Annotated in this window: 12 protein-coding genes; 9 read left to right on the forward strand and 3 right to left on the reverse strand. The window is 45.3% G+C overall.

Annotated features, from left to right (window positions below):
• Positions 1 to 3: 3 nt before the first annotated feature.
• The 9 genes from G3M70_11665 (at position 4) to G3M70_11705 (ending at position 9,382) form a co-directional block, all read left to right on the forward strand.
• Positions 4 to 930 carry a DUF58 domain-containing protein gene (locus G3M70_11665; GenBank protein ID QPJ62491.1) on the forward strand — a complete coding sequence of 309 codons (927 nt, stop codon included), beginning with the start codon at positions 4 to 6 and terminating at the stop codon, positions 928 to 930.
• A gap of 15 nt (positions 931 to 945) precedes the next feature.
• Positions 946 to 3,042: a DUF3488 domain-containing transglutaminase family protein gene (locus G3M70_11670; protein QPJ62492.1), complete on the forward strand. Its 2,097-nt coding sequence runs from the start codon at positions 946 to 948 to the stop codon at positions 3,040 to 3,042.
• 41 nt (positions 3,043 to 3,083) lie between these two features.
• A complete protein-coding gene (locus tag G3M70_11675) occupies positions 3,084 to 4,292 on the forward strand; it encodes an FTR1 family iron permease (protein QPJ63797.1) in 1,209 nt (402 codons plus the stop codon).
• A 222-nt stretch (positions 4,293 to 4,514) separates the two neighbouring features.
• Positions 4,515 to 5,072, forward strand: coding sequence for a hypothetical protein (locus G3M70_11680; GenBank protein QPJ62493.1), 558 nt, complete (start codon positions 4,515 to 4,517; stop codon positions 5,070 to 5,072).
• Positions 5,069 to 6,697: a hypothetical protein gene (locus tag G3M70_11685; protein QPJ62494.1), complete on the forward strand. Its 1,629-nt coding sequence runs from the start codon at positions 5,069 to 5,071 to the stop codon at positions 6,695 to 6,697. The genes G3M70_11680 and G3M70_11685 overlap by 4 nt, the downstream gene beginning before the upstream one ends.
• Entirely contained in the window at positions 6,681 to 7,187 is a 507-nt protein-coding gene (locus G3M70_11690; GenBank protein QPJ63798.1) for a prepilin-type N-terminal cleavage/methylation domain-containing protein, read from the forward strand. The genes G3M70_11685 and G3M70_11690 overlap by 17 nt, the downstream gene beginning before the upstream one ends.
• Positions 7,188 to 7,293: 106 nt before the next feature.
• On the forward strand, positions 7,294 to 8,361 hold the full coding sequence (locus G3M70_11695) for a 2Fe-2S iron-sulfur cluster binding domain-containing protein (protein QPJ62495.1): 1,068 nt from the start codon (positions 7,294 to 7,296) through the stop codon (positions 8,359 to 8,361).
• 69 nt (positions 8,362 to 8,430) lie between these two features.
• A complete protein-coding gene (locus G3M70_11700; protein QPJ62496.1) occupies positions 8,431 to 8,709 on the forward strand; it encodes an HU family DNA-binding protein in 279 nt (92 codons plus the stop codon).
• 421 nt (positions 8,710 to 9,130) lie between these two features.
• Positions 9,131 to 9,382, forward strand: a complete 252-nt coding sequence (locus G3M70_11705) for a hypothetical protein (GenBank protein QPJ62497.1) — start codon at positions 9,131 to 9,133, stop codon at positions 9,380 to 9,382.
• Positions 9,383 to 9,589: 207 nt separating this feature from the next.
• Here the strand turns inward: G3M70_11705 and G3M70_11710 are convergent, their stop codons facing one another.
• The 3 genes from G3M70_11710 to G3M70_11720 form a co-directional block, all read right to left on the reverse strand.
• Positions 9,590 to 10,027, reverse strand: coding sequence for a transcriptional repressor (locus tag G3M70_11710; protein QPJ62498.1), 438 nt, complete (start codon positions 10,025 to 10,027; stop codon positions 9,590 to 9,592).
• A gap of 34 nt (positions 10,028 to 10,061) precedes the next feature.
• The gene (locus tag G3M70_11715; GenBank protein QPJ62499.1) at positions 10,062 to 10,514 is read right to left on the reverse strand and encodes an SUF system NifU family Fe-S cluster assembly protein; all 453 of its coding nucleotides are present in this window, start codon (positions 10,512 to 10,514) and stop codon (positions 10,062 to 10,064) included.
• Between the two features lie 124 nt (positions 10,515 to 10,638).
• On the reverse strand, positions 10,639 to 12,144 hold the full coding sequence (locus G3M70_11720) for a hypothetical protein (GenBank protein ID QPJ62500.1): 1,506 nt from the start codon (positions 12,142 to 12,144) through the stop codon (positions 10,639 to 10,641).

A 12,144-nucleotide genomic window follows, 5' to 3' on the forward strand; every position in this document is an offset into this window, starting at 1 on the left:
GCAATGCAAACAAAGAACGACCAAGAAAAGCGAAGCGAGAACCCCGGAAGTTTATTTTCGAGTAATCCCGGTTCAATCAGGACCAGGCTCACCGGCCCCGGATGGGGATTTTTCCTGATGATGGTGTGCGGTTTTTTAATGTCTGTCAACTTCAGCAACAACCTGATTTTTGCCATGACTTTTCTATTGTCTGGAATTGCCCTCGTTGGCTGCTGGCAAACCTACTGGAATGTCTCAGGTTTAAACCTGGAGCCCTGGAGGTGTGAACCGGTTTTCGCCGGCCACGATATCCGTTATCAATGCGGCATTGAAAACAAATCACAACGAGAACGCTTTGGCCTTTTTATCTGTGCCGACAGCACAAAAGAAATTCCTGAAATCGAAATCAGCAAACATGATCGGGCAGAGGTTAAACGATGCACCCAGAACCGCGGATTGAAACCACCCGTTCCTGTTGGATTGCAAAGCCGATTCCCTCTTGGGTTATTTCGCTCCCGACTTTCCTTAAATAACCTGCCGGGATGTCTGGTCTATCCTGCACCTCATGGTGAAGAACCATTGCCGCAGTCATTCGAAAAGGAACTGGCACATCTTGGTCGGGAGTCCGACAACTTTGCGGAAATGCGACGCTATGCACCCGGGGATCCACTTTCCAGAGTTTCATGGAAGGCCTGGGCTCGCACGGATGAGCTCTACACAAAAGAATTTGATGGGGCCGAAGGCCATCCTGCCCTTTGGCTTCGCCTGGATCAGGTCCGGGCTCCGGGTTTGGAAAACAAGATTTCGCAGTTGTGCCGATGGATTCTGGATGCGCATGGCCAGAACCGGGAATACGGATTGGAATTGCCTGGCGTTCGGATTTCTCCTGGAAACGACGAGAATCACAAACGGCTCTGCTTGAAAACCCTTGCTCTTTTTGGGGAAGAATAAAGCGAGGCCGCTTAAATGGGACATGAAAATAAATTCACTGAGCCTCTGGCATGCGAACGATGGGTCCTGCTGACACTCGTGTTGTCAGGGATGCCGTCACTGGTTCACCTGCCTGGGTGGGTAGCAATAATCGTCGTTATTGGCGGGGCGCTGCACTTCGCCGGGCATTGGCGAAACGGATGGCAAGGTCGAACAATCAATTCCCTGTTGCTAGTAGCAACAGCATTGGGAATTCATTTCAGTTTTGATAGCTGGTTCAGTGGAGATTCGATTCTGAGTTTTTACATTGCCGTCGTGTTTCTTAAATGGGGAGAATCCCGTTCAAACAGGGACTACCTGTTGCTTGTGTTCGCGTCGGTAATACTTGCAGCAGTCGGAGCGCTTTATTGGGAAACGCTGTTAAGCCTGTTGCACATGTTTGTTGTGATACTTGCTTTGACGGCCAGCCTTATTGCTATCAACGCGGGCAGGATGTCGTTGTCTTTACCAATTGTCCTGCGGCTTACCGGGCAACTTTATTTCAAGGCTTTACCGGTCATGGTGCTGCTGTTTCTTACGTTCCCCAGAATTCAGGGACCCTTGTGGGACATCGGGCTTGCTTTTGGTCTGCCAGTAAAAGCGATGCTGGAAAAAGGCCCGAATGATTTTGGCAAAGCAACAGTTCTGAAACCGGGTGGAATTCACAGGGTGAGTCAAGATAACGGCAATGTGCTGGTGGCTGAATTCAAGGGCGCTGTCCCATTTAAAAATCGGCTGTATTGGCGAGGGCCAGTGTTCTGGAACTACGACGGTGAAAGCTGGCATCTTCCGGAAAACTGGGACAACCGCAGTCGGTTACTTAAACGGGCTATCCGCAAGAAGGCAGATTTAGAACGGGAAATGCGGTGGTCTCGGAATCCGGTTCGATACACATTGCGGGTGATGCCCAATGGAGGAAGATGGCTGTATGGCCTGGAAGTACCAGCCGCACCTGCACCGGAATCATTTATTTCGGATGAATATCAACTATTGAGCATCCGAAAAATTGACGACCATGAACCAAAACTGGAAATGCGTTCCTTTTTGGATTACGGCATTGGAGAGCAGTTAACAGATGAACAACGCAAACTTGGCCTCGCATGGCCGAAGAAGACAAACCCACGGTTACTTCAAATGGGAAAGGACTTGCGAGACAAATTCAAGGAACCGGAGGAAGTCTTGCAGCAGGCACTCCAATATCTGGCGAAAGAAAAATTCAAGTTCGCCCCAGGACATCCAACAACTCCCGGTCCGGAATCTCTGGATCATTTCTTTTTTAAAGATAAGGCCGGAGGTGCGGAGACACTAGCCGGAAGTTTTGTATTGCTGATGCGTGCAGCTGGAATACCCGCACGGTTGGTGAGTGGCTATCGAGGTGGCACCATTATAGCCTTGACCAACTTCGTCATCGTCAAACAAGCAGATGCCCACGCCTGGGTAGAAGTCTGGCTGGATGATAAGGGGTGGCAGCGTGTAGAACCAAAAGACATTGTGCTGCCGCCAGAAAAAGATGATTCAAAAAAAGAAGAAGTCAAACCGGAAGTAACGCCGGCTGTCCAATTAAAAAAGGATGAGAGTTTTAACGAGGATTCATCCATTTCGAAATCGAGCAAAGGCTCAACAGAAAACAGGGAAAGCAGCGGTTGGAAACAACCCGACTGGACTCAGCTGATGGGTGGTCTGCAAAAGTGGGTCATTCAATACAACCCGGACAGACAGGTCGAATTGCTCAAGGGTGTCGGGGTAAAAAAGACAGACTGGCTTGGGCTGCTTTTAAGCACCCTCGCTGGTGTGCTGGTTTTATTTGGAATGTACCTTCTGGTCTGGTGGTGGAAAACAAAGAAGAACGTTGACCCCGTTCTGAAAGCTTATGCCGGGTTTTGCGATCAACTGGCTAAAAAAGGTTATGAAAGAAAAGCATTCGAATGTCCCCGTGATTTTTCCCTCCGACTTGGGTTGGAGTGTCCGGAATATGCAGCAGGGGCCACCGACATAACGGAACGTTATATCGAAATTCGTTACGGTCAGGAGAATTCAAAAGACGCCGTTCTCCTGCTTGAAAAACAAGTCAAAAGATTCACTTCAATGATTTGACTGGAGCCCTTGTGAATACTGCAATATTTAAATCAGTAGGTTTGTTGGGCCTTTTCATTTTGCTGGCTTCTATTCCAGCAAAAGCGGACCAGCCTGAACCGGGAAAAAACTACCGCATTGTAGTGGAGAAAATCATTAAGAGCGGAGATGCGTTGATGGAAAATTATTCCCCTCAAAATTCGGCGGTGACAGGTAATGGATATTCACGGCTATATTTCGATGTGTTTGAAAGCAGTGGAATGGAATTCAACCTGGGTTTACAGGACGATTCTTTGAAACAAAAAATCGAATTCAGCTTCAGCCAGATGATCAATCTCAGCATGAATGGAGAAGATCCGCAGGTGATCCGTAGCACTTGGGATCAGCTAAAGGAGGACCTGGATCTTGCGGTTAAACGCTACGCCGCAGACGATGAACCAAAAGGGTTCTGGGGGTTGGCTCTGCAGTCATTCTTGATACTGACTCGCGAAGGCATGGAAGCCATCCTTGTAGTTGCCGCTCTGGTAGCTTATTTGCGGCGCTCTGGAAACGGGGAAAAAGTTCCGGTGATCTGGAAAGGAGTGGGGCTTGCATTGGCGGCCAGCGTAGCCACGGCCTGGGCATTCAACAGCCTGATTGAAGTGAGCGGGAAAAATCGGGAATCTTTGGAAGGATTCACCCTCCTCCTTGCCGCTGCAATGCTTCTTTATGTCAGCTACTGGCTTTATTCAAAAAGCGGATCCGATCGCTGGCAGGTTTTTATTAAAGGGCAAATGGACAAAGCCTTAAGTGGTGGAAGCCTGTTCGCCCTGGGGGCTGTTTCGTTCCTTGCTGTTTACAGGGAGGGAGCGGAAACGATTCTTTTTTATCAGGCTTTAGTAAGTGGCACCACCAGTGATTTAAATGCCATCTGGGTCGGTGTTGGGTTAGCGGCTTTGACCCTGGCGGTTATTTATTATTTTGTCCGGGTGGCTTCCATTCGTCTTCCAATAAGTCTGTTTTTTTCTTTTACTGCATTCCTCCTGTTTCTCATGGCCCTGGTGTTCACGGGTCAGGGGTTGCTCGAGCTTCAGATCAGTGGTCTGGTTTCGTCTACACCCTTAACCGGTTGGCCTCAAGTGGATTCGCTGGGGCTGTATCCCACACTGGAAACTCTATCAGGGCAATTGGTTATGCTCGGGCTGTTTGTGGCTGGATTATGCTGGATGAAAGTGAATAAAAAATCTTCAATTGCCTTAATGAAAAAGTTGTTAGCAAATGAAAGCAAGTGATCATCAAAATAGTATTTCCTTCTTTTCGGAATATTTGGACGTGTTGAAATCACATGAAAATTGCGACGAGGTGAAGCCGTTCCCGTCTTTTTTCTGTGGGATATATTTCATACCCCTCTATCCGGGAAGTTTTGATGTGTCTTTTACGCACGGAAAACAGAGCGAGGGGAAATTGACCCCGCCCTTTTTCTGCAAGTCAACATCTTATAAGGAGCGAGTTCAATGAGTTTTTTTAAACTGACAATTGCCGAAGACCCGGTGGAGAAAAAAACCGAGGGGTACCAGAACCGCATCTCCATGTTGTACGGCTTTTCCATTGCCTTTGCCGTCACCCTGGTAAGCGGTTTCTGGTATTACCTTGTTCCTCGTGACATCAATTGGAACTCCTCCCAAACGGTACTGGTGCTTCACCTGGCAGGAGGAGTAATGACCTTGTTCCTATTTGTCGTTTTTTATTTTCTACACATGAAGGATCAGGCGCAGGGCTTGTTCACACTCTTCATGCCATGGAAATTGAAACGCAACAAAGATGAGGAAAATCAAAAATTTCGCCAGCGCCAATTGGGCTTTGCTTTGACCTGGGTTTTTCTGGTCATATTCGCTACGGGACTTGTCATCGCGATTCCGGGCCTGCTTTTTTACTCCGGTTTAGTCTGGATGAAGGGGTATTACAACAGCCAGATTCTTATTTCAGCCCATTTATTGGCAAGCGTCATTCTGATTCCTGTGATCTTCATCCATATGCTCTGGATTGTCAGGAAGGGAGGGCGACAATCATGAAACTGAATCTGACTATTACTCGCCCCGTCCTTAGAATCCTTTTGGTTTCTGCCGTCTCGGTTGGTGTCTTTACGGGGATGACAATGATTATTCCCTGGGAAAAAAATACCGGTATCGATGTGGCCCTGGACCTTACGGACTATTCCATGCCCTGGACCAATAACAGTCCATTCTACCCTTCCGAATGGAAAACCGAGGGAGACAAACTGATTGACTGGCGTGGTGTGCCTTCTGCTACTTTCTGTGCGGAGTGTCACGAGAAGGAATACAAGGAATGGGCCTCTTCAATACATGCCATCACAGGCCCGGATGTTCTCTATGAAAATACCATCACGAAGAATGAATTGGGAAGTGAGCATGGCGGTGACCTCGCTACAGAAAAAGTGCGTTGGTGCGACGGTTGTCACGAACCATTGGGTATTCTTGCAGGTGAAGGAACACCCTTGCCGATAGTGGGTCCTAACGAAGCTCTTGAAGAAGGAACGACTTGTATCGTCTGCCATACCGCCGTCGCTGCGCGCCCATTGATCGGAAACGGTGCCTTGACGGTCAAGTTTAACGAGATGCACCGATATCTGGACCCAGCCCTCATTATGGCAGCTCCGGAGGAACATGCAAAGGCCATGCAGGCGAAGTCACACAATCCACTGATGGGTAAATCTGATTTGTGCGGCAGTTGCCATACGGAAATTCGACCCACGAGAGTGAATGGAAATTTCCCCATGCATTTGCAGGAGACATTTGATGAATGGCGCCTTAGCGATTACGCAGAAGAAGGGATTCAATGCCAGGATTGTCATATGCATCCGGATCCTGGGGAATATGTGGAATCCCTTAAGCGCGGGGAAAGACCCAAGAGAGTAGTTTCTCATCGTTTTGTTGGTGTGAACTATGTGTTGACCGCAGCAGATAGGCTCCGGGAAAAACTGGCCGAATTGCGCGGCGGCTGGGTTCCGGGAAGGAACGTTTTTATAACCGGTGATGAATGGCTGGAAAGTCTTCAGAAACAGCAGGACTTGATTGTCAAGCTGCTCAAATCTGCAGGCGATATTAAAATCAATCCTAAATCCTCAATGAACGGTAACGCCCAACTCGATGTTGTCGTGACCAATACCGGAGCCGGACATTACCTGCCCACCGGGGTTTTGGATCAGCGTCATATGTGGATAGAAGTTATCGCCAAAAATGCTGATGACAAGGTGGTTTATAACAACGGCTGGTTCGATGACAAGAAAGGTGAAATCGACCCAGAGGCTGCCATTTATATCAAGAGACTGGTGAATGACGATGGCAGCGCCAACACCCGGCATGTTTTGTTCGATGCCAGGGGTGGAACCTATGAACGTCATCCTATACGGCCCAAAGAAAGCGATACGGTGCCGTACAACATTCCGTTACCTCCGGGATTCCGTGGGCCACTCAAAGTTGAGGCGAAACTTTGGTACCGAATGGCATTGCAGGACCTCCTGAAAAATACAAAAGAATATCAGGATCCTCCCTTGTCGTTTGATATTGAAGAATTTATTGTTCCCCGAATCCTTATGGTGGAAACAAGCACTGAAATGGAAGTGTTCACGAAAACCGCCAGCCTGAAAGGAGGAAAAGGTGATGAACAATACAACTAGGTTAAAAAGCTTTTCTGAAATCAGGGAAGCGGGATTTACTTTCGTAGAAATCATGGTGGTCCTGGTCTTGTTTCTGGTTTTAGGAGGGCTGACGGCCCGCTTTTTTAAACTGACCCCTTCCATTGAAGACATCAATCTTCAAAAAGCCCGGGAAGGTGTCATGTTTCTTAAAAGTGGACTGGGAGCCTATTCGTTTGACCTTAAAAAACCACCACCCTCAAAAAAGGACGGCGGTTTAGAAGTTTTAGTAAAGGCTGGTTATCTCTCCTCTGTTCCTACAGACCCCTGGGGAAACATCTATCAGTATGATAACCCTGGGAAAGTCAGTGGAAGAAGTTACGACCTGTATTCCTTAGGGCCAGACGGTAAGATCAGTGAAGATGACGTTGCTGATTGGAATCTTTACGGAAAAGTCTACCGCGGAACCAGTCGTATAGCGCGTAAGCGGGATCGTGCTCTGGCAAAATATGATCCCAAAGAAAAGTCCTGACCTTTTGCTATTTTCCCTCCTTGCCTTTGTGGGTAGGAAGGGGGATGTAAAAGTGAAAAATTTTTAACAACCAGGAAACAAGAAAAAAGGTAATGGATATTGTCGAATGAGTTTTCAGATTTACATCGATAAAGGAAAATCTTCTTTCAATGTGCTACATGAGGAATCCATTTTGGATGGGTCCATAAGAAATGGAGTTCATCTTCCACACGGTTGTAGCCACGGTGAATGCGGAAATTGCCGGGCAAAGGTGACAAAGGGGGAATGGAGTTATCTTCATGGTTATTCCCCGGGGATTTTATCAAAAAAGGAAATTGAGCAAGGGTGGATCATTGTATGTAAGGCCGAACCAAAAAGTGATTTGGAATTGCAAATTCCACGTTCAGGGGAAATTAATTTCCAGAGGCAAAAAATTAATTGTTGTATTGAAAAAATTGAAGCAGTGGCCGAAGACGTTTTTAAATTATTAATGAAGATACCGAAGGATAAAAAATTTTATTTCCACCCGGGGCAGTACGTCAATTTCATCCTTGCTGAAAACCGTAAAAGAGCATTTTCTCTAGCTTCATTGCCAGACGAAAGTGGAGTATTGGAGTTTCACATTAAACGGATCCGGGGTGGGTTCTTTTCTGAATTTCTATTGGATATTCTTAAAACAGGAGATGAAATATGCATTGAAGGTCCCTATGGGAAATTCCATTTGGACGAGGAATCAAATAGACCGACTTTATTTATTGCCGGTGAAACGGGATTTGCCCCAATTCGTCCAATGATAGAAAAAAGATTGGAAAAGGAGGACAGTGCCCCTGTGAGGCTTTATTGGGGGGTCCCGAGTAGCAGACATTTATATTTGAAAGATCAAATTAATAAATGGGAGCGAAGATATCAACATTTCAAATTTATTCCCGTTTCCTCCGATTTGAAAGAAACCTGGAATGGTAGAAGGGGGCAGGTCCATAAAGCCGTTGTAGAGGATAACAACGATTTGTCACCTTATGATGTCTACATGGCCGGACCATTGGAGATGTTTGAAATTGCGGGCAAAGTCTTGCCTGCCTTTGGTCTAAATGAGGATCGCTGTTTTTCTGAGAGGTTTTCCTTTGGTAACAATTCCTGTGAACAAAAGAGTGGGTTGATAAAATTGGGGCTGAAACGCCTTTTTGGTAAGCGATAAAAAAACTAATTTAATAGGAAAATTTAAACAAATAAGCCTGTTTATTTGACACAACTGAAAGGAAAAATAATGACAAAAAGCGAGTTGATTTTTGCCGTCACCAAAAAATGTAAAGGGGATCAGATTTCAAAACGTCTGGTCCGGGATTGCATCGATGCCACGTTTTCTATTATTGGAAAATCCATCAAGAAGGAAAAGAGATTTGTTTATCCATGTTTCGGAACGTTTTCGGTTCGGAGTCGAAAAGCCCGAATGGGTAAAAATCCCCAGACAGGCGATCCAATAAAAATAAAGGCAAGTAGAACTGTGGGGTTCAAACCGGCACCAACTTTAAAAGGAACTCTTTAGATTGTTTGAAATTCATGTGGAAACTTGATGAAAGAGCACAGAAAAGGATGTTGGCTTTTTATTGTTTTTAGACAGTAGAGATTGTTTTTCCTGTATTTGAGAAAACTTTATGGAGAACAAAATATTCTAATATTTTGAGGGTTAAAATTATGACAATTCTTGTTGGTGCGGTGGTTTTTGGGGTAATCGTTATTACCCTTTCAGCCCTATTGTAAGGTGCGTTTGTTTGAAATGTGTTCCCCGTCAGCCAAATCTGGTCCAAAAAAGGTAAAAAGTTAAGAGACACTTTTGCTGACCTTTCCTATAGTAGGGAGAGCGTTATGAAGAAGGAAGGTATGGTGAAGGAAATTCGTCGTCGGACGCGGAAGAAGTATTCGTCTGAAGAGAAGATACGGATCGTTCTGGATGGTCTTAAGAGGTGATGAGAGTATTTCGGAAATCTGTTGGCGTGAGGGGATTCCAGGCAACCTGTATTACCGCTGGAGCAAGGACTTCCTGGGAGGCCGGTAAGAAACGATTGATGGAAGATACGGCAAGAGAATCCAACTTAACTGAGGTTGTGGATTTAAAGAAGGAGAATGGGTATCTCAAGCAGTTGGTTGCCGAAATGCCTCTGAAGAACCGAGTCCGTAAAAGTCTGAATGGCACGGATTCAGAGGACATCGATATATGAGATACGGACCATCTTAGAAGCGAGAGATCATCCGGGTTGTTGAGGAGTCGGAGCTATCAGTCGCCGGAGTTTAAGGGGACTGGGAGTCCACGGCTAAAAACCTAACGCGACAAGTCCATTCTGATCCACATTCGGCTCACGGGAAAAAGATATTAATAATGTAATAAATTAAACACAAAAAGATGTTAAAAGTTGATTTTTATCTCGTTACTTCGAATTACATTTGGAACAAATCCCGAAAAACTCCAACGAATGAGTGATATCTGAATAGCCCTTATCTCGAATCAATTTTTCACTTTCAGATAGAAAACAAAAATTCATTTTAGCGATGCTTTTACAAATGCGGCAAATAATATGATGGTGGTGGTTTTCCATATCTCTGTATTCATACCGTTGCACCTCGTTACCCAGATAGTGCCTTTCCACAAGTTTCGCATTTTCGAATTGAACAATGCTCCGATAAACGGTCGCCAAATCGCAAGCCTTATTTCCTAATCCCTCATGAATCTCCTCAACTGAAAACGGACCATGGTTTTCAAGTAAGAAACCCAATATATTTTTTCTAGGTTCCGTAACGTTTAAATTATTTTTCTTTATCAACTGTTCCGCCTTTTTCACTATTTCTTTGTGGACGGTTGTCTTCATCAGGTATTCCTCCGAAGCTGCTTCTGTAAAAAGGTCATTCCGTATTCACCACTTCGTTCTTATCCAGCGCGCCGATCATGGTATGCCAGGAAAGGCTGGCACATTTGATACGTGAAGGAAACTTGCGCACTCCCAGAAATAAGGTCAGTTTCCCCAAATGGTGTTCGTTGTTTTCAGGCTCGAACTCACCCAGCACCATTTTGTGAAACTCCCCGAAAATCACCCGGGACTCATCGACTTTCTTCCCTTTCAGGCAGGTAGTCATGAGCGAGGCACTGGCCTTGGAGATGGCGCATCCAGCACCGGTAAAACTAAGGTCCTGGATGACGTTTTCTTCATCCACCTTTAAATAAATTTTATAGTCGTCGCCGCACAACCGGTTGTACCCGTGGCAGCAGTGGGTCGAGTCTTCCATTTCTCTGAAATTCCTAGGCTTTTTGTTATGCTCCAGAATCACCTGTTGGTACAACTCGTTGGAATAAGCCATTTTCCTCCTAAGGATTTCACTCAGTTCACCGGAAACCAGCTATCCGGTATCGCCACTGAACCTAGTAACAGGGAATCCCAGTTTCGATTTCCCATCAAAAATGAATAAGGTATTGTGGATTCTATTATCTTTGCTCAGTTGCTTTAATGGATACGTAATTGCTGGAATGAACTTTGATCCTTCGACTATTCCAAAGTTTCTTCCATCCTACGACCACCCCGGTTACGCTTAAGCTAAATCCAAGAATAAGAAAAGAGATTATGACGATATCCCAGACAGGGCGATGATTGCTGAATCCAGGGAAATCAAAACTATGCAAGCCGTTGTACAACCAACGGTAAGCTCGTCTACTCTGATCCATTACTGAAACGAGAGCTCCTGTTTCCATGTCTACATGGACCCATGTTTTTTCCGGGTCATTTATTTCAACCCGAAGAGTTTTCGGCGGTAAAGAGCCTTCTCTCAGGTTGGTGTATCTATCAAATTTATCCAATTTATAAACACCTTTTATCTCAAATCCTGACCAGCCTTTTTTCACAGCACTTACTAATTCTTTTTCAGAAAATTGAGAAGGAACCAAATTATATTTTTGACCAAGACTCAAAAGCTTTGATTTGTTTTCGGTTCTAATCAATACATAGACTTTCCCGTCTACAGAAAAAAATTGGGCTTCTTTGAATGATCCTAAACCGCGGAGCGTAGCGGAGGAAATGTTCGAGACTGCTTGATCTAATGATAATCCACGAAATTTTTCTAAATTAAACCTAGAAGGGGTAGGGCTTGAAAAGAGTCGTCCATGGTCCATTGATAACCACCCACTGAAGATCCATGTAAGGGTCACTACGCCGCCCAGGATTCCCAATGTTTGATGCCACTTTAGCCAGCCTTTGTATGGGTTCAGAAGTGAGTTGCTTTTTCTTCGTTGATTCCACAAAGATGAAAACCCGGTCCATAATCCCGAAAGAACCATTGCTATTCCAGCAAGTGAGAGCCACCAGACTAAGAAGCTCCAAAGATCGTGATGTTTGCGAAGAATTGTAGGGTATATCCAATGAATCACAGCGCCCAGATAACCCCAAAAACGCTCATCTTCAAATGTTTGTTGCATGGGCTCACCAGTCCTTTGTGAATAATAAATTTCTTCGGAGCCGGGATCGTTCAGTTTCAGTTTATAAAACGGTCTATATGAATTAAAACGGTGGTGCACAATCCATTGGTCGAATTCTATTGGGCCTTCAATCTCGGTGACAGGGGTGTTTGAAATGGAACTAAAAGAATTGACTATCAAATCCTTTTTTAAAAATTGAACGAGCTCACCATTGTCGGCCCAAACTGCTCGAACCGGCCCTGTATTCGGTTCCAACACATAAACCCCTCGTTCCCCCAAACCAATAATACGCAACCGGTTTAAAGTAGATAGTTTTCCACTCTCAATCGCTTCCGCAGGGGATATATGAATGCGTGACGAATCTATAAGTTGGCTATAATCCCACCGCTCAGTATCAGAGAGAGAAGGGAATGGAACGTATAAAAGGACCGCTCCACTTGCAAACCATCCCGCAAAAAACAGGCAAAGTATTACACCAAACCATCGGTGAATTCTCACAATACCTTTGGTTACCAAACTCAT

Origin of the sequence: Candidatus Nitronauta litoralis, assembly GCA_015698285.1 — a bacterium.
Lineage (GTDB): Bacteria > Nitrospinota > Nitrospinia > Nitrospinales > Nitrospinaceae > Nitronauta > Nitronauta litoralis.

Excerpts from the sequence above, each read along its gene's own strand:
- G3M70_11700 (QPJ62496.1), top strand. The coding sequence starts at position 8,431 with ATGACAAAAAGCGAGTTGATTTTTGCCGTCACCAAAAAATGTAAAGGG.
- G3M70_11695 (QPJ62495.1), top strand. The coding sequence starts at position 7,294 with ATGAGTTTTCAGATTTACATCGATAAAGGAAAATCTTCTTTCAATGTG.
- G3M70_11685 (QPJ62494.1), top strand. The coding sequence starts at position 5,069 with ATGAAACTGAATCTGACTATTACTCGCCCCGTCCTTAGAATCCTTTTG.
- G3M70_11680 (QPJ62493.1), top strand. The coding sequence starts at position 4,515 with ATGAGTTTTTTTAAACTGACAATTGCCGAAGACCCGGTGGAGAAAAAA.
- G3M70_11705 (QPJ62497.1), top strand. The coding sequence starts at position 9,131 with ATGAGAGTATTTCGGAAATCTGTTGGCGTGAGGGGATTCCAGGCAACC.
- G3M70_11670 (QPJ62492.1), top strand. The coding sequence starts at position 946 with ATGGGACATGAAAATAAATTCACTGAGCCTCTGGCATGCGAACGATGG.
- G3M70_11715 (QPJ62499.1), bottom strand. The coding sequence starts at position 10,514 with ATGGCTTATTCCAACGAGTTGTACCAACAGGTGATTCTGGAGCATAAC.
- G3M70_11710 (QPJ62498.1), bottom strand. The coding sequence starts at position 10,027 with ATGAAGACAACCGTCCACAAAGAAATAGTGAAAAAGGCGGAACAGTTG.
- G3M70_11720 (QPJ62500.1), bottom strand. The coding sequence starts at position 12,144 with ATGAGTTTGGTAACCAAAGGTATTGTGAGAATTCACCGATGGTTTGGT.
- G3M70_11690 (QPJ63798.1), top strand. The coding sequence starts at position 6,681 with ATGAACAATACAACTAGGTTAAAAAGCTTTTCTGAAATCAGGGAAGCG.
- G3M70_11665 (QPJ62491.1), top strand. The coding sequence starts at position 4 with ATGCAAACAAAGAACGACCAAGAAAAGCGAAGCGAGAACCCCGGAAGT.